Raw genomic sequence first — 18280 nt, 5'->3', positions numbered from 1 at the left:
TGAGTAAGTCATGGTCTTTATAATAACAATTGGGTTTGATAATTAATTTATAACACTTTTAGGTGGGCTTGACTATAGTAGAAATCTGATTTATGAGTGGATTATCAATCAAACAACTTCACAGATTAGCGAAGTAAATAGTAGTGTGGATTTTTCTTCGTTAGAATTTATAGAAAAAATATTTTCATCAGAAATAGCGAAGTTTAAATCTGGACCTATAAAGATATTTGATAAAGATTCTGAGAAATATAAAGTAGAATACTTTAATGAATTAAACAAGCTTCAAAGTGATAGTGTTGGTTTTTTGAAATCTATTATTGACTATTTCTATACTTCAAGGAATCTAACCTTAGTTGTGACTCTTGATAATTGTGACAAAAGAGAAAAAGAAAGCCAGTTACTTATGTTTGAAGTAGCTAACTGGTTAAAAAATGAGTTTTCTTGCAACGTAATTCTACCTATTAGAGATACGACTTTTGAAATTTATCAGGATCAACCTCCTTTAGATACTGTCATTAAAGATTTAGTATTCCGTATAGACCCACCACAACTACAAAGAGTTTTAAAGAAAAGATTAAAGTATATAGCTCAAAAGAGTAGGAGTTTTCAATCTGATTTTACATATCAAACTTACAAAGGTATGTCAGTAAAAGTTTCAAGAGATGAAGTTTATTCTTACCTTAATTCAATAGTAAACTCTATATTCAATAACCAATACTACAAGACTATAGTTATAGGGTTAACAGGAAAGAATATTAGAAGAGGTATAGAAATTATACTAGACTTCTGTAAAAGTGGATATTTGAAAGAAGATGAAATTCTAAAAATGAGAATGTATAATGATAACTACGAAATACCAAATCATAGGTTGTCACTAATTCTATTAAAAGGAAACAGAAACTATTATAGTGATTCAAACTCTAAAATAAGAAACTTGTTTAATGCTTATGAGGAAGAGGTTATACCAGATCCTTTCGCTAGAATTGGTATTCTATTGTGGCTAAAAGAAAATTTTAAAATTTCAGGTCAGAGTAATGTTAGAGGGTTTCATAATACTGGTATATTGTTAAATGAACTTGTTGTTTTAGGGCATAATCGTAATAATTTACTTAGAGAGCTTGAAGAGCTTCTAAAATCAGATTGTATAACTTCAGAGGGATCTTTAACCCTAATTAATGAAGGTGATTATGTTAGCATATCATCTGCTGGATTTTCGCATTTAAGTTTGTTGAAAAATATATCTTATCTCTCTACAGTATGTGAAGATATTTTATTTAAACAAAACCAGACAGCTCGTCTTATAGCAGATAATATAGTTGGTAGAGGAAATTTTTTATCAAACTCTAAACTTGTAGCATTGGATAATGCGAAAACTACTATAGATTATCTAATTAAATACCATGAAGAAAATTTTTCTTTGAAATTAAATATACATGATCACGTCCTAAGCCCTACGTTAGAGACATTGATGGATATAAAAATGTATCTAGAAAGAAAAACTGAATCAGATAGTGAGTACAGCTTTTTAAGGAATGCTAATTTAGATTTTAAGAAAGGAGATATGGTTCTTGCAACTGTTAGCGGTATTAAAGATTATGGTGTGTTCGTCGAGTTTGACGGATACGTAGGTTTCATTAATAGAGAGAGTTATTTTGGTTTTAAAGATTACATTGATGATAATCTTGATGTAGGTGAAACGATAGTAGTTAAAGTTATAAAATTTGATAATAATCATAAAAAATTTAGTGTAGTTATAGAGGATGTTTAACTCAATAGTTATCAATTTATAAATTTTTTCTATATGATTATTTTAAGTCAAAAACCAGGAATGAATTAAGTAAAAACCGCCACAATAAAAACTATGGCGGTTTTTTAATGTCAATAATTAGTCTATTATCTCTAGAGTAATAACACGCTAACGTAAGGAACACCATGAACCATCTCACCGTCGGACAACGCGAGCCTTTAAGCAATCTTGCTATTGACGATACCGCACCCATCACGCTCAAATTCATCCGCCAAAGTCCAATAGAGATGGACATCAGCTGCTTTGCCTTAGATGCAGCGGGTAAACTGATCAATGATGATTACATGGTATTTTATAATCAGCCAACCTCACCTTGCGGACAAATCAAGCTCGCCCATTACGAGTCGCAGCCAACGGCTAATAAAGGCATCCAAGCCGAGTTTGAAGTTAATTTATCCAAACTGGCTGTGAATATAGACAGTTTGTTTTTTGTATTGTCAGCCGACACGCCGCTTAATAAAATTCAATCGTTAGAGATTGGTATTTGGCAGCAATCACAAAAGGCACAGGCAGCGTATCGAGCAGCAGACTTTGCCCAGCAGCAAGCCAGTATGCTGATGCAACTTTATCGTAAGAGTGGCGTTTGGCGAGTATCTAACGTCGCGCAAGGCTTTAATGGTGGACTTGCCGCCATCGTGCAGCATTTCGGTGGCGATGTAGAAGAGGGCAACTCGACAGCAGCAGACGTAATGGCAACGCCAGTCCAAGCAAAACCGTCATTAGAAAAAGTAATGTTAGAGAAAGCGCCTAAACTCGTTAATCTAGCCAAAAAAGCTACGATTTCGCTTGAGAAACGTCAATTGCAGCAATTAACCGCAAAAGTGGCACTGGTGTTAGATGCCTCAGGTTCGATGAATCGTCAGTATAAACAAGGCCGCGTACAAGAAGTGGTCAACCGCTTATTGCCATTGGCAGTGAGCTTTGATGATGACCAAGCACTAGACTGCTGGGCGTTTGCCCGAGACCCGCAATATTTGGGTGAAATTGGGCTGAGCAACTATGACGGTTTTATTGATAACGCTCATGGCGGCTGGCGAAAATGGGTACTTGGCCCACGCATTAATAACGAAGCAGAGGTCATGAAGGCCGTGACGGATTTTTACCAAAAAGACGGATTGGATGTACCTGTGTACGTACTATTTATCAGTGATGGCGGCGTGAGTGATAATCGCGGTATCACTAAAGTTATGACTAAAGCCGCAAAGCTCCCCATATTTTGGCAATTCGTTGGTTTAGGCGGTCGTGGTTATGGCATCTTAAAAAAACTAGACGACATGACAGGGCGCGTGATCGATAATTGCAACTTTTTTGAATTAGATGACTTGGATGACATTAGCGAAGAAGCCTTGTATGAAAACATGTTAGAAGAGTTTCCAAGCTGGCTTAAAGAGGCACGCGAGATAGGATTGATAACATCATAAACGGGGAGTAACCGCCATGTTCAGCATGAAAATATCAACCGCCAAAGCTCTCACTCTCAACGCCTTAGTTGTAAGCCTAAGCGCTTGCGTCCTCGTTTCACCGCCCACCAATGAAGACACTATGACAGACGCCGATCTTATTCGCGCTGCCCAGCAAAAAGAATCCGCACCAACCGAAGGCGCGCAGCAATGGGTCATTGGCTATCATCATGGTATCGAGGTGGTAAAATCATTCCAGTGCTCAGACCTCTGTCCGCAGAATACTTTGCGCGTGATTTATTATGACGTACCCACCGATGCCACTTGTGAGAGTATCGGTGGCGTGACCAAATCAATATTAGTGCCAATCGCGATTACTGTAATGCCAAAAGACTATTGTTTTCCTAAAGTAATTGCAAAATATTGGGGCAGTGATGCACGATAGCGAAGGTGGTTAATCGCCTACAAATTATCTTTAATATTTACAGCACAGTTTCTAATGTGATAAATAAAAGTCGCTTGAGCTTAAACTTAAGTGGCTTTTATTATGCCGAAAGTTAATTATGAACACCTAATAACCCAACACAGTATCAGCATAGGTAGCAATGACTCGCCTCGCTACAATAAAGCCGTTTATTAGCGCACTTTTTTACAAATAAAAGTAATAGTGCTGCTAATATGAATATACAAGCATTCATGCTTATAAAATTTGGGACTGTATAAGCAAGTATAAGAAGTGAAATAAACAGAAAATATTATATTGAATCTTGTAGTACACAAGATATTTTTAAATCAAGTTTTACTAGGTTTAGGAATAATGACTATGATAAAGATAAATATGTATGTCATTTTTTGGGTCGCCCTATCGTTTTTTACCTTCCTTATTGCGATGAGTAATATAAAAGGTTATAGGTTAATCCGTGATAACGGCGCTATGCCAAAAGCACTCAGTAGCGATAAGCTTGATATTGAGACCAGTTTTTACAGAGCTGATGCAACGTGGCACGATATTATATTTTTTCACGCCTCTGCATCAGGTGTGGCTATCGTCCTATTGGTTTTAATTATTAAGGGCGAAGCGTTGTTCCCTGGAACCGTTGTCTTTTTTGGTGCACTGTCTTCCATCGCCATATTCACCATTAGTATGGTGCTTCTGTTATTAGCCTTTTATTTTTATACCATCTCGATTTTGAAGCTTGGCAATACATTAGCCAGCATGCAGATTAATGGTAAAGATATTAAAACCATGTATGCAATTATGGCAGTCTTCGGCTATTTTTTGATATTTGCATTACTGGCGTTGATTCTGGTCTAGTATTAGAAATAAAACCTATCAATTAAGAACATTCTATACCGTCAATAAAAACCGCTCACCATTTAAACTGTCTAAATGGTGAGCGGTTTTTTTATCTCATTCATTTCACTTAAAGCCAAGATAGTAGCTACTCAAAATATAGCAGAATACATATTTTATTCGTCTTAGAGCTTGTAGAAACTGCAACGCTAAAGATCATAATTCGAAAGTATGTAAGTATGCTTATTTACTCAATCACTAACCAAACATACTCAGCTGTAGCAAAACCCTGCAAAATCAGTCTTGAACCTAGGTTTCAACTTCTTTATCGTTGATAGCTTATATAAGTAGTCCATAACTAATGACCTAATGTCTAACACGGACTGATAAAAATCCCATGACTCAATCAAAGAAAGCCTTTTATTATCGACCAAAGACCAATCAACATAACAGTCCAGCCGTGCGTTGGGCGTTTTTAATACTGGGTTGGGTGTGTTTTGTATTGGGAATTATTGGCGCATTGCTGCCAGTGATGCCGACGGCGCCTTTTATATTATTGGCAGCAGGGTGCTGGGCGCGTAGCTCACGACGTTTTCATTTTTGGCTGATTAATCATAAATACTTTGGTAAATTTGTCCGTGATTGGGAAGATCGCCACGCCGTACCTTTATATGCGAAGTGGTTAGCGACGATAATGATGTCGATTTCAACGACTATGTTATTTTTTAACATTCCCGTCGATATAGTGTGGGTAGCCTGGCTGGTAGGGGCGGTCTGTACTGGGGTAGCGGCATATTTGTTCCGCTTACCAAATGCCTAAAAACCTTTGATTTTAGAGGCAAAAACTATGAAAATGGGCTCAAGTTACACGAAACCTAAGATAAGACTTGCGATAATGAGATGTTAGCCTTATAATACTTCCAAGCTTAAGAGCAGTTCTGCACCAAATCATTACCTCGTAGTATTAGTTATAATCCTTCGTTTTAATATTTATCGTTCAGTAGCTATTTGCAAGCGTTACCGGTCACTAGACCATTAATAAATTTAAAAGTAGGATTATATTATGTCAGATACTCAAAAAGGTACAGTTAAGTGGTTCAACGAAGCTAAAGGCTTTGGTTTTATCGCTCCAGAAACTGGCGCAGACGTTTTTGCTCATTACAGCGAAATCACTGGTTCAGGCTTCAAAACTTTAGCTGAAGGCCAAGAAGTTGAGTTCACTGTAACTCAAGGTCAAAAAGGTCCACAAGCTCATAACATCGTTGCTATCTAATTTGTCTTTTTAGACAATTAGAGCAAGATGAATAAAAAACGAACCTTCGGGTTCGTTTTTTTTCGTCTGTAATTTGATGCTAATGTTCTATAAAAGGCCTATCTATAAAAAATGCCTACGCACTATGATGATAGTCGTAGGCATTTTTATTTTTAAAGGATATAGCGAGTATTGAGCGGCTGTGAGATATCAAATAGAACTAATCCCAATATTAATCAAGCCGCCACCGATGATTAGCCAAGCAAACATTATCGCCCCAAGTATCAGCGGTTTGACACCAGCTTGTTTGATAGCGCTAATATGAGTGGTTAGGCCAAGCGCAAACATCGCCATCGTCAGTAAGACATCATCTAGCATGACCATGCTATGCTCAAAGCTTGTAGCCATTGGTATCCAAGTATGCAGTAAAACCACTACAATAAAGATAAAAGCAAACCAAGGCACTTTTACTTGTTGTACACGATTCATGAATGAAAGTTTTTTACCATTCTCGCTACTGTCTTTGGTCAAGGCGAAAGCTAGTATCAGCAGAAAAGGTGCGAGCATCATGACGCGTATCATCTTGGTGACAACTGCCGTATTACCAACATCAGTGTTAACGGCATTGCCAGCGACCACGACTTGCGCGACTTCATGAATGGTTGAGCCAGTATAAATACCGTACTGCTGGGCATTCAGCCAAGGTTGCAACCAACCAAGATGATATAAAAATGGATAGAGCAGCATCGCAATGCTACCAAACACCACCACTGTCGCTACAGCAATAGTAACTTTGTGCGCTTCTGCTTTGATCACGGGCTCTGCGGCAATGACCGCTGCGGCACCGCAAATACTAGCCCCTGACCCAATCAATAACGTCGTTTGCTTATCAATTTTTAACCATCTTGTACCCAGCCAGTAGGTCAATAAAAATGTCGATGTAAGCACCAGTGCATCTATCATCACCGCTGACATACCGACGCTAGCTACTTGAGTTAATGTCAGTTTAAAACCATAAAACATAATAGCAAGGCGCAAAATCTGACCTTTGGCAAAGCCAACACCTGCACTTAATTGTTCAGAAAAACTTGGATAAACGGTGTTACCCAGTACCATTCCGAGCAAAATCGCCAGCGTTAAGGATGATAGCCCAACGATACGGCCATTTGACCAGCTGTCTAGGCTTATATTCAACCATAAACAAAACAAACTGCCAATCAATACGACGATAAGCCCTATAGCATGACGGTTATGCGGACAGTAATGATTCATTGATTGGGTTAAAGTGTTCATGACGCACACATCCTATTATTTGTTCTCTATAATCGAAATAAGCATAAGCTTATGAATAGACAGTATAAGCCAAGTCAATTTATAATAAAAACAGATTAATAAGATATAAATTATCGATTTTTTAGGTTAAAAAGCTTGCTTTCTATATTTGGTAGGCATTTATTTAAATACATAGGATGTTTGAGAAAGTATGAAAAAAGCCGCGCAGATGTTACCGAAAATTACGCTTAAGCAGTTATCCGTGTTTGTTAGTATTTACCAAACGGGTAGCACCAGCCGCGCCAGTGAAGCACTGCATTTGTCACAATCGGCGGTCAGTAGTGCGCTGACAGAACTGGAGTCAAGGTTACAGATGCCATTGTTTGAGCGCGTCGGGCGTAGATTAAATCAGCATCCCAATGCCCATCCTATCTATGTGCAAGCGCAAGCAATCTTAGGGCAAGCATTAACGCTTGAGCATTATCATAAATCTCAAGTAGGGCAGATTCACATTGGTGCGAGTACCACCATTGGCAATTATGTACTGCCGCCGCTGCTTGCCAAGTTATACGAGGTGCTACCAGATGCGAACGTCGATATGTATATTGCCAATACCCAAGAAGTGGTGGCGGAGGTTGAGCAATTGAATATTGATATTGCTTTGGTCGAAGGGATGCCGCGTCCAGTGGATATGAAAGCGATTGATCAGCGAGCTTGGCGGACAGATACCTTGATGATTTTTGCTAAGCGTGATAGCAAGTGGTTAAAGAATGTGGCTTATTATAACGATGTTAATCAGTGTTATGAGCTGAGTATTGAACAATTGGCACAGCTGCCACTATTGGTACGAGAGGCAGGATCAGGTACGCGGCAGATTATCGATGAGCAGCTATTACAGCATCTGCCTAACGCTGAGGTGATTATGGCAATTCAGCAATCGGAGGCGATCAAGCATATGGTCAGTGCTGATATTGGACTGGGTTGTTTATCACAGCATGTCATTCAAGCGGAACTTGAAATAGGACAGCTGGTACAAGTGCAAGTGGCAGGGATTGATTTGTCACGTACATGGTGGCTAGTCTGGCACAAAGCACGCCATCAAAGTCCAATTTGGCAGACCTTTATTGATATTATTACTGAGGTTTAAAGCTTAAGTTTTGAAGTTAAAGAAGAAATAAAAAAGTGCAGCATAGAATATTGACTACGCTGCACTTGATGATTTTCTTGGACTTGGCTTTACGCATGGTATTTTACATAGGCCACTTTACGTATATTTTTCATTACTGATAACGTAGAGTTTTGCCTATTTATTGACTGGCTTATCAAGTCTTACGACTAAACTATCACAGGGTACGTTAGGCAAGATGTTATCTGCCGTCGCGCCGCTTAACCAAGCGGCTATACCATGACGTTCGTGACGACCAATGACTAATAAATCAACGTTATGCTTGTGGCAGTAGTTGACGATACCTTCACTATTTGAGATGGCAGTGGTCACTTCGGAATTGACGACATGCAAGTCGTTACGATCTAAAAACTGTGCCAGTTTTGCACGGGCTTCTTGGCAGCGCTCATCATCAATCTCATCATATAAGCTTGAGGCAGGCACCAGCTCATAGCCAAAGCCGACCATGGTATCTTTGACGATATGCAATACCGATAACTTAGAGTCAGGACGATTATCAACGATACGTTTGGCTTTTTGAGCCACTACGTCAGCATCGGATAGTAAGTCGGTGACCAGTAAAATATGTTGGTAACTCATGAGCGGCTCCTTATGGCAGATGATTTTTACTATAGCATTACTAATGACTGCTGTTAAGTAGGCTTTACGAAATAGGTATTATCTTTATACTTGGTCGTTATTACTTATTGTCTTTCTCTATCTCCTGCCTTGACTTATCCGCGTATTAACCCCATCTAGTGTCGTTAGGCAAATTCTTTTTAGCTGATAAATGCCATTCAATTCGAAGATGACCTATGAGGCTTTGATAAAGCTATTTTTTATAAATAGAGCTTTGTAATTACCGTTTTATCAAGACAAATTTATAACGATAAACTTCACTATTTTCTATTATTTATATTAATGTTATCCATCAATGATGACATCAAAGTAATGTATAAGGATAACTATGACTGACACGCCATTTACTGCTGATTTAACCTTGCATCCTGCCTTTGAGCTGCTTGAGCACCGCCACATTGATGCATTATCAATGGATGTGTTGATCAGTCAGCATATCAAAACAGGCGCGATGCACTATCATTTGGCGCATCCCAGTGATGAAAATGCCTTTTTAGTTGGCTTTCGCACCCAACCGATGGATTCAAAGGGCGAGGCGCATATTTTAGAGCACGTCGCCTTATGTGGCTCGAAGAAGTTCCCCGTCCGTGATCCGTTCTTTTCGATGATTAAGCGCTCATTAAATACTTTTATGAATGCGATGACCGCAGCTGATTGGACGGCATATCCGTATGCGACGCAAAATAAAAATGACTACTTTAACTTGCTAGCTGTGTATCTTGATGCATCATTTTTCCCGAATATTCATCCGCTTGATTTTGCCCAAGAAGGTATCCGCGTAGAATTAGACGAAAATGATAAGCCGCAGTTTAAAGGCATCGTTTTTAATGAGATGAAAGGTGCGATGAGTGGCGAGATTGATCAGCTGTATCATACGGTCGCCCATCATTTATTCCCAACGACTACCTATCACTATAATTCGGGCGGTGATCCTGCTGATATCCCAGACTTAACGCATAATGAGTTGGTTGAATTTCATCAGAGCCATTATCATCCGTCAAACAGTGTAATTATGAGCTTTGGTAATATTCCAGTCGCTGAAACCCAAGCAAAAATTCATGACGATGCTTTAATTCAGTTTGAAGCGGGTAAAAAACACGTATCGCGTCCAGAGCAGCGTTTGTCTGCGCCGATTAGTGCTACCGATACTTATACCGCTGACGAAGCAGGTCCTGATCAAACCCATCACGTACTTGCTTGGTTATTGCCATCGATTACTGACCCAAGACAGCGTTTGGCACTGCGTCTATTAGAAGGCGTATTGATTGAACATGCTGGCTCGCCGCTACGTGCGTATTTGGATAGCCATCCACTGGGTAAAGCGCCAAGTCCGTTATTGGGATTGGATGACAGTCATTATGAAATGGTCTTTTATACCGGTCTGCGTGGTTCAAACCCTGAGCATGCCGAAGCAGTAGAGCAAGGTATTATTGACTTACTGACTAAGGTAGCAAGCTCTCCAATCGATGATGAAACGATTGAAACCATTCTGCATCAGATTGAGATTGATCAGCGCCATATCGGTGGCGATAGTATGCCGTACGGTCTAAATTTAATGCTAGAAGGCTTTAGCACCGCAATTCATGATGGCAACCCTATCGATGTCTGGGAAGTTGATGAGCATCTGCTATGGCTACGTGAGCAAGTTGTTGACGCGCAGTGGCTGCCAAATTTAATCAAAACGCATCTGTTGGATAATCAGCATCGTGTACGTGTCACTATGACGCCAGATAGCGAAAAAACGGCTCGCCTTGCAGCAGCTGAGCAAACGCGCCTTGATACTATCGCGATGGATTTGACCATTCACGATAAAGACATCTTAAAGCAACAAGCATTAGATTTGGCAGCGCGCCAAGCAGCGCCTGATGATTTGAGCTTATTACCAAAGGTTGGCTTAGAAGATGTCCCAACCGATATCAGCTTTAAGCAAGGCTCGCAAAAGAAAATTAACCTAAGCGGCAAAGACAGTACCTTATTTGAATATGAAGCGGGTACCAATGGCTTGTATTATTATCAAATAATCGTGCCATTAACCGATGAGATTGGTGGTAATAAGAATGCCGAACTACCAGTTAATGAAGTTATTAATCATCCATTACTGCCGATTTATCTAAGCTTATTATCAGAATTGGGAACCGATTTGCTCAGCGCCCACGAGATGCAAGCCAAGCAAGCAGCGCATTCATCAGGGGTGACGGCGCGTGTCAGTCAGCGTACCAATATTGATGATAGCCAAGCGATTAGTAGCTACTTTGTCGTGGCAACGCGCGCGCTTAATCGTAAGCCTGAAGCGATTGATTTACTCAAAGAAGTTATGGAACACAGTGTATTTACCGAGCATGACCGCATCAAAGAGATTTTGCAGCAGCGTCAAGCAGGCTGGCAATCAAACCTTGCCGGCTCAGGGCATTCATATGCGATGCAAACAGCCAGTCGTGGTATGAGTCGTCAAGCGCAGCTCGAATATGTGCGCAGCGGTCTACCAGCGTTAAACGCATTAAAAGACTTTTTAACCCATGCCAGTAATGATGATGCACAGTGGGATAAGCTTGCAACCAGCTTGATGGACTTACATCAGCGTTTAATCAGCTTGCCTAAGCATGCAGTGATTATTTGCGAAGCGGAGCAAACCGAACGTTTAAGCAATTTGATTGTCGAGAACTGGAAAGATAGCCAAGCGCCAAAAATTGCAGAGCAGCTAAAACATTCTACGACAGATATTGAAGCAAATATCCCAAGCGAGTTTGTTCAATTACAACTTGATGCCGCATTAAGTGGCGAAAACACGGCTAACATAGAAAAAGTAGCTGTTGAAGATTTGGCATGGCTGGTTCCAACCAACGTTTATCATAATGCCAGTGCTTATGCGGTACCAGCGGCTGATCATCCCGATACTGCAGCTTTAATGGTATTGGCGCCTTATCTGCGCAACGGCTATCTGCACAGTGCTATTCGTGAGCGCGGCGGTGCTTATGGTGGCGGTGCCGGTTACGATGCCAACGCTTGTGCCTTTAAATTCTTTAGCTATCGCGATCCACAATGTGCTGAAACTTTTGCCCACTTTGATGCCAGTATTGAATGGCTATTAAATGAGTCGCAAACGGACGAGCAATTAGAAGAAGCCATCTTAGGAATTATCTCAGGAATGGATAAACCTGGCTCTCCAGCAGGCGAGGCGATCAAAGCGTGCTTTGCTGACTTGCATCATCGCGGTGTCGATTGGCAGCGCAAAATGCGTGCGGCAATATTGGCAGTGACGGTCGATGACATAAAGCGTGTCGCCAAGCAATATCTGCAAGGGCAAAAACACGTTCGTGCCGTATTAGCGCCTTATGATAAAGAAGCGGCGGTAAAAGAGTTAGGCTTTAACGTTTGTAAAATTAAAAGCTAATCTTCTTAAAGTCTGCTGATTTAATCACTATACAAAAAAACCGCCGCTTTCACCAAAAATGAAAGCGGCGGTTTTTTATTGCCTAAGTCGGATTTTTAGCTAGTTGTAGTATTAATAACGCTTAATAGCTTGGTCTTTGCCAATGATATCTTGATGAATGGGAAATTGCTCATGACTGTCATATTGTTGACGATCTGCAAAATAGCTTTTCAAGGTGCGACGGACTGCCTCAAAAGCAAGTTTATCCCACGGAATGTCTTCTTCTTTGAATAAAGCACAATCAAGACTTTCAGAGCCGATACCGTAAGCACCGTCTTTTAGATCAGTAATATATATGCTATAAATTTGACCGATATCAGGAATGTCATACAAGCAGTATAAATGTGGGTTAGTCACGACTGCCTCTGCTTCTTCAAAACTTTCACGCGCAGCACCTTCCGCCATCGTTTCGCCATTTTCCATAAAGCCCGCTGGTAGCGTCCATAAGCCATACTGTGGCTCAATGGCACGGCGACAGAGCAGTACTCTATGCTTATGAACGACCAGTGAGCCACAAATCACTTTTGGGTTCTCGTAATGAATATAATGGCAGTTTGGGCAGACCAAACGCGGTATATTATCTGTGGCTGGTATTTTACGTTCTGCTTCATGACCGCATTGGAGACAATAGCGCATATCGACTGCCTTGTATAATAAAATGAAAGGGATGAGTTTGCTTTAAGAATTATAATTGTTGTATAAAATAGTAGTTATATAAGATAGCAGGGCTATCAAATGTCAGAGCTTACTTAACGATAGCTCTTTAAGCTAAGATAACACACATTCTCATAGTACTGGCAGTGATAATAACAACAGCGTATTTTATAGGCTGAATCACTATTGACTTCCTTTAGTGCTGAAAGGGATGACAAAGTTGAAAGTGCAGGCAAAGCCTGTCAGTCACGCAAAAGCTATGCAGTGATGGTCGGATTGCGTTAGGCTTGATAAAATCAGTGGTTAAGCAAAGACTTTATCAAGCAGGTTTACCAATAGCGTGGGTAATGTCTGCCATGCCCAATATTATTGTAAATCAATGCCACCACCACTAAAGCAAGAGCACCGATCAAAGTTGGGGTGACTAAAAAATGCCATTTTACGCCGCCGAGCATGACGATCAACGGATTAGAACCAGCGGGTGGGTGTGGTACTCGCAGTAATAACATCAATGCAATCGCTGTGCCGACTGCGAGTGCTAAGCTCCACCATTCGATGCCAAATAACGTCAAAAATGATAAACCAGTAAAAGTGGTAATAAAATGACCGCCAACTATGTTTCTAGGCTGAGCAAAAGGGCTTTCTGGATAAGCAAAAATAAGTAAACAGCTGGCACCGAATGAGCCTAAAATCATAGCAATATTTTGCCAATTACCAAGTAGTGCCAATATTGCGGTTGCAAATGTACCGCCAACCCAAGCAAGAGCAATGATTAGTAGTGGCAATCTTTGCGGGCAATCATCGATTTTACCCTGCATTTTATTTAATGAAAAAATCTTATCCACGAGCTTATCCTAAATAATATATGAATGATAAAGTTGAAGAATTGATATTTAATAAAGACGATTAATACCGCTAAAAACATAAGGCAATAATAATGTTAAACCCACTGCAGTCTGTCCGCTTTGATGAGTTATCAGTCGCTGTTCCAGATCTTATTCGTTATCCCACCATCAGAACATTGGCTGAACGCGTACAGCAGCAGACTCTAAATGCCATCACTAGTCCAATGCTGTACGACCCCAATCATATTTCTCGTAGTGCGCGCATTTTAGATAGTCTATATCAGACGCCGATTGCCGATGCTTCGATATTGGTTGCTATCACTCATGAGCGCCATCCTAAGCTGCTACTCACGCGCCGCGCTGCCCATATGAACACCCATGCTGGCGAGGTATCTTGCGTTGGCGGTAAGCATGACGTAGGCGACGGTAATAATGTCGTCACCGCATTGCGTGAAGCCTGCGAAGAAACGGCGCTACCACCCAATAAAGTACAATTACTCGGACAATTGCCAATTCAAGTTTCTAAAAGTGGCATGAGTGTCAGACCTATTGTGGCGCTTATTGCTCCAGATTTACTGTTAGTACCAGAACTTGGAGAAATCTCACGTATTTTTTGGGCAGATTTTGAAACATTGCTGACGCAACCTACCGTCGAATATTCCATAGAATATACACTGCAAGACCAGACAGAGACTCTCCTCACACCAAGCTGGCAAGTGGACGGCGAGACGGTATGGGGTCTGACAGGACGAGTTATTGCCAGTCTATTAGAAACAGGTTTTGATCGGCAGCTTGACTGGTATTACCGCATACAAGGGTCACGGCTGTAGAAATAGTGAAAACCAATAAGACCGACTAACAAACACATCTTTTGCGGATTTATTATAATTATTGCGGACGCGATTGATAATGGTTTAACATATTCTATTTGGTAATAATAATATTCACTACCTAGTTAATTTAGTTATGATTTATAACTATTATCTGCTCCTTATCATTCTCATGGTCATACTTATTTATAATAATCATCGTTTTTCTTTAGCCACCAGTTCATATTATCTTGGCGCTTGGCACGAAAAGCTTCTAGCTTATTGGCAACCGTATTATTGTGCTGACGTGCCGTATCGAGGGCAAATAGAATTGGTACTGAAGACAGCACACCAAAACGTATTTTAGATTTTGGTAAATTTAGGCCATCACCGATATCATCACCGACCAAAGTACGGGTCACGCTAGCATTGACCATTTCAACAAAGCGCCCACGCCGATTGTCTTCACCCATTAGTTGACGCGGCAAATCATGTAACGCTTTTGCTAGAGGTCGCCCCATTTTAAAATCAAGTTGCTGAATAGATAAATAGGTATATAACCATTCCCAACAGGCGGCTTCATCTTTGGGTAAGCGCTGCAAATCAACGCCCATCCAATAGCTGGCAAGATTCCATAGGTGTAGAATACCTTCCGCTTCCTCGGTGCTAATGCGTGCGCCAAGCAATCTCAATCCGCGCATAATCAACAACGAAAACTGCAAATGGGTAGCGATCATATCGGTTTGGTTGATAGGAAGACCCCAATAATCGGTATTCCAGCTACCATCAGGATTATGATGTTGGTCAGCATTTGCTATGACACCTGTTGCTGCTTTTGCTTTACCTTTAAGCAAGTTTTGACGGACCAATGTATGAATTTGACGTACCTTGATGGCCTGACGCCAGCCCTCAGAGCCAATCGCCAATACATGATCGATGGGATGCTGGTTGTGATGCAAGAGAGGGTATATTTGAGGGTGTTCAGAAACAGCGAGAATATAAGCATAAGTGCGCATCAAACGCGGTAAGGCATCGTGCATTAGTGCACCGGTTTGAATGAGCGGTAGCGATAGGGCAGGAATACTATAGCCTGCCATCAAGGCGACGTTACGCAATAGCCAAATCAGCATCAGCGGATAACGTCGATAGGCGATAGCACCAATCTCGGCAAGTTTTGGGTCGAACCAAGCGGGATGATGACTAAATTGCTCGGTTAATGTGATAAATGAGAGGTTGTTTGTGAGCGCGGTATCTACCTTATCATCGATAATAAATTGCTGTAGCGGTTTTGCGAAACGAATACCATCAGCCACCAAAGCATCTGCCAGTGGATCGCCAATATCGTAACCGGCGACTATCTCATCTAATAAATCTTGCGAAATAGTAAAATTTTTCGGCAATAAGTAACGTTTGATACGCTGTAAAACTTGCAAGTCGCTATGATCATCAGTTGCTGTCGTGCGACCATGACGCTGATAAGTGCTAGCTGTTTGATGATGGTTAATATTCTGTCTATGCAGGGTATTGGTGTTATTTTTTTTAGCCATATCAATTGAATCCATATGTAGCAACTGCTCTGTATCAAGTGCTAATTATAAAGATAAGTATAAGAAGCCCTTATAGTCAGGCTTTGTATAACTATTAGCTAAATTTAATAGCTACTCATTTGGTTTAATACGTCTAATTCTCTTTGGATATTATTGATACGACGCTTAATATCTCGGAGCTCTGTTGGTAAAGATATTAATCGAGCACGGGCTTCTTTTTCGGTCTCAAAGTCTAGCATGTCGCCATTTTTTAGTTTATCAAACTCTAGTTCGTGCGCTTCTAAAAGCCGTTTGTCCTTATCTAATTGACTATCTAGGGCGTAGTAATCTAAGCCTTTTTTATTGGCGCTTTGTAAGGTGTTTACTATAGTAATAGGGCAGACGTTATTTAATTCTCGTCCACGGCGACCGACATTATAGGCGTTCATTACCGTGCAATATTGCTTGAGCCCTAGCTCACGACCACGCTGCCATAGCTGATAGTTAGGGGTGATACTGACCTTAGCACAAGCTTTAGTATGCGACGCTAATCGGTCTGCCGCATAGCCTGCTATACCATCGTTATAGCCAATCACTTGCCAGTCGCCGACCATACGTTCTTGCTTAGACAAGGTGGCACAAGCTGAAAGCAGGTAAATACTACCTAAGACAGCTAAGCGTGGCACCCATTGCCAGCAAAGTTGCAGACTAAATCGCCACATTTTCTACTCCTACCATCAACATTGGCCAATACTTGTCATAGAAGCTGCTTAGTTTATTTATGATGCGTCAAATCCACCGATGTATTATGGACGTCGTCTTTTAAGGTAGCTTTGAGCATTAGGTAACCAGCAATACCAGAGACGATTGAACCCATAATGATGCCTAAGCGCTCATCAAATAGTGGCGTTTCACCGGCAAATGCTAGACCACCGATAAATAAACTCATGGTAAAACCGACGCCGCACAATAATGCTGCACCATAGATTTGCTTAAAGTTCATACCTCTTGGCATGGTGGAAATACCGAGTTTAAAGATTAACCAGCACATAATCATTACGCCCAGTTGCTTACCGATAAAAAGACCGGCTGCAATACCAAGCGGTACAGAATGAAATAGCTCAGCAAAACCTGCACCTTTAAGTGAGATACCCGCATTGGCAAAGGCAAACAATGGCAAAATCCCATAAGATACGGTGTTTTGTAGGTCGTGCTCAAGCTCTTCAAGCGGTGAGTGCTCAGGGTCAGTGCGGTCAAATAAAGGAATAAATAACGCCAATACTACCCCTGCTAACGTCGCGTGAATGCCCGATTTTAGAACAAAAATCCACATGATTAAGCCGATTAATAAATAAGGGGTAATGCTGGTCACGTTACGACGATTAAGTAGATATAAGAATGGCAGACATAAACCTGCGATAGCCAATGAGCCGAGTGATAATTCACTGGTGTAAAATAAAGCGATTATGATAATAGCGCCAATATCATCAAAGATAGCGATAGATACTAAAAACACCTTTAGCGAGTTGGGTACACGATTACCAAGTAAACTTAAGATGCCGAGGGCAAAGGCAATGTCGGTTGCAGCAGGAATGGCCCAACCCTTCCAAAACTCAGGATCATTATGGTTAATCAGTAAGAATACAATCGCTGGCATAATCATGCCGCCGAGTGCCGCTCCTGCAGGTAAGATAATTTGCTTGACGTTGGAGAGCTCACCAATGAGCACTTCACGCTTGAGCTCAAGACCCACTAAAAAGAAGAAAACCGCCATCAGACCATCATTAATCCAATGATGCGCATCTTTAGCAATCGCAAAACCACCAATTTGAATGGCAACAGGTGCATGAATAAAGGATTCATACCAAGTATTAAGAGGCGTATTGGCAATAATCATTGCCGCGATAGCTGCCAGCGCTAAGACAATGCCGCCTGACGCCTCGAGGTTAAAAAACGCTCTGATTCTTTTTATGGCCATATCATCCTCATCGACTAAATAAAATGTGCTAAATCATTCAAAAACTTCAAATGCCTGTTGTGCTTAATTTGGTTTTGTTCAGCTCGGATACATACTACCGTTATCTTAAAGAAGCAGGTAGGCAGCTCTAGTTTCTCACACTCTTATTAATATAGACAATTAAATACGTTAAGCCTTTTTTGCTTCTTCCTTGAAGACCTAGTGGTGCT

General features: G+C 40.9%; 16 protein-coding genes. 9 read left to right on the top strand and 7 right to left on the bottom strand.

Annotation, left to right across the window (positions count from 1 at the left end; all coding sequences use genetic code 11):
- The first annotated feature begins 145 nt into the window (after nucleotides 1-145).
- The 6 genes from ACMHKH_RS04155 to ACMHKH_RS04130 all read left to right on the top strand — a co-directional run bounded on the left by ACMHKH_RS04155 (nucleotide 146) and on the right by ACMHKH_RS04130 (nucleotide 5774).
- Nucleotides 146-1768 carry a S1 RNA-binding domain-containing protein gene (locus tag ACMHKH_RS04155; RefSeq protein WP_413519399.1) on the top strand — a complete coding sequence of 541 codons (1623 nt, stop codon included), beginning with the start codon at nucleotides 146-148 and terminating at the stop codon, nucleotides 1766-1768.
- A gap of 164 nt (nucleotides 1769-1932) precedes the next feature.
- A complete protein-coding gene (locus tag ACMHKH_RS04150; protein ID WP_413519398.1) occupies nucleotides 1933-3228 on the top strand; it encodes a VWA domain-containing protein in 1296 nt (431 codons plus the stop codon).
- Between the two features lie 16 nt (nucleotides 3229-3244).
- Entirely contained in the window at nucleotides 3245-3652 is a 408-nt protein-coding gene (locus ACMHKH_RS04145; protein ID WP_413519397.1) for a hypothetical protein, read from the top strand.
- A 378-nt stretch (nucleotides 3653-4030) separates the two neighbouring features.
- Nucleotides 4031-4522: a hypothetical protein gene (locus ACMHKH_RS04140; RefSeq protein WP_413519396.1), complete on the top strand. Its 492-nt coding sequence runs from the start codon at nucleotides 4031-4033 to the stop codon at nucleotides 4520-4522.
- Nucleotides 4523-4898: 376 nt separating this feature from the next.
- Nucleotides 4899-5321, top strand: coding sequence for a YbaN family protein (locus tag ACMHKH_RS04135; protein WP_413519395.1), 423 nt, complete (start codon nucleotides 4899-4901; stop codon nucleotides 5319-5321).
- Between the two features lie 243 nt (nucleotides 5322-5564).
- Entirely contained in the window at nucleotides 5565-5774 is a 210-nt protein-coding gene (locus tag ACMHKH_RS04130) for a cold-shock protein (RefSeq protein ID WP_010201661.1), read from the top strand.
- A 189-nt stretch (nucleotides 5775-5963) separates the two neighbouring features.
- Here the strand turns inward: ACMHKH_RS04130 and ACMHKH_RS04125 are convergent, their stop codons facing one another.
- The gene (locus ACMHKH_RS04125; protein WP_413519394.1) at nucleotides 5964-7046 is read right to left on the bottom strand and encodes a YeiH family protein; all 1083 of its coding nucleotides are present in this window, start codon (nucleotides 7044-7046) and stop codon (nucleotides 5964-5966) included.
- Between the two features lie 190 nt (nucleotides 7047-7236).
- Between ACMHKH_RS04125 and ACMHKH_RS04120 the strand changes: the two genes are divergently transcribed.
- Nucleotides 7237-8172: a LysR substrate-binding domain-containing protein gene (locus tag ACMHKH_RS04120; RefSeq protein ID WP_413519393.1), complete on the top strand. Its 936-nt coding sequence runs from the start codon at nucleotides 7237-7239 to the stop codon at nucleotides 8170-8172.
- A gap of 156 nt (nucleotides 8173-8328) precedes the next feature.
- Here ACMHKH_RS04120 and ACMHKH_RS04115 read toward each other — a convergent pair whose 3' ends face one another.
- Entirely contained in the window at nucleotides 8329-8790 is a 462-nt protein-coding gene (locus ACMHKH_RS04115; protein ID WP_413519392.1) for a universal stress protein, read from the bottom strand.
- Between the two features lie 367 nt (nucleotides 8791-9157).
- Between ACMHKH_RS04115 and ACMHKH_RS04110 the strand changes: the two genes are divergently transcribed.
- On the top strand, nucleotides 9158-12220 hold the full coding sequence (locus tag ACMHKH_RS04110; protein WP_413519391.1) for an insulinase family protein: 3063 nt from the start codon (nucleotides 9158-9160) through the stop codon (nucleotides 12218-12220).
- A 111-nt stretch (nucleotides 12221-12331) separates the two neighbouring features.
- Here ACMHKH_RS04110 and ACMHKH_RS04105 read toward each other — a convergent pair whose 3' ends face one another.
- Both ACMHKH_RS04105 and ACMHKH_RS04100 read right to left on the bottom strand, forming a co-directional pair.
- On the bottom strand, nucleotides 12332-12895 hold the full coding sequence (locus ACMHKH_RS04105; RefSeq protein ID WP_413519390.1) for an NUDIX hydrolase: 564 nt from the start codon (nucleotides 12893-12895) through the stop codon (nucleotides 12332-12334).
- Nucleotides 12896-13242: 347 nt separating this feature from the next.
- Nucleotides 13243-13758, bottom strand: coding sequence for an HPP family protein (locus tag ACMHKH_RS04100; protein WP_413519389.1), 516 nt, complete (start codon nucleotides 13756-13758; stop codon nucleotides 13243-13245).
- Nucleotides 13759-13850: 92 nt separating this feature from the next.
- On the opposite strand from ACMHKH_RS04100, the gene ACMHKH_RS04095 reads away from it, so the two are divergent.
- Nucleotides 13851-14588 (top strand): NUDIX hydrolase, encoded by a 738-nt coding sequence (locus ACMHKH_RS04095; protein WP_413519388.1) that lies wholly within the window; start codon nucleotides 13851-13853, stop codon nucleotides 14586-14588.
- 182 nt (nucleotides 14589-14770) lie between these two features.
- Here ACMHKH_RS04095 and ACMHKH_RS04090 read toward each other — a convergent pair whose 3' ends face one another.
- The 3 genes from ACMHKH_RS04090 to nhaA all read right to left on the bottom strand — a co-directional run bounded on the left by ACMHKH_RS04090 (nucleotide 14771) and on the right by nhaA (nucleotide 18071).
- Nucleotides 14771-16129 carry an oxygenase MpaB family protein gene (locus tag ACMHKH_RS04090; RefSeq protein ID WP_413519387.1) on the bottom strand — a complete coding sequence of 453 codons (1359 nt, stop codon included), beginning with the start codon at nucleotides 16127-16129 and terminating at the stop codon, nucleotides 14771-14773.
- An 89-nt stretch (nucleotides 16130-16218) separates the two neighbouring features.
- Nucleotides 16219-16815, bottom strand: coding sequence for a DUF2799 domain-containing protein (locus ACMHKH_RS04085; protein WP_413519386.1), 597 nt, complete (start codon nucleotides 16813-16815; stop codon nucleotides 16219-16221).
- A 53-nt stretch (nucleotides 16816-16868) separates the two neighbouring features.
- Entirely contained in the window at nucleotides 16869-18071 is a 1203-nt protein-coding gene (nhaA, locus tag ACMHKH_RS04080; RefSeq protein ID WP_413519385.1) for a Na+/H+ antiporter NhaA, read from the bottom strand.
- Between the last annotated feature and the right edge of the window lie 209 nt (nucleotides 18072-18280).

The sequence above is a fragment of the Psychrobacter glacincola genome, assembly GCF_965118485.1.
Taxonomy (GTDB): domain Bacteria; phylum Pseudomonadota; class Gammaproteobacteria; order Pseudomonadales; family Moraxellaceae; genus Psychrobacter; species Psychrobacter glacincola_D.
The sequence above is the reverse complement of the archived record's forward strand: the minus strand, read 5'-3'. Positions and strand labels throughout refer to the sequence as shown.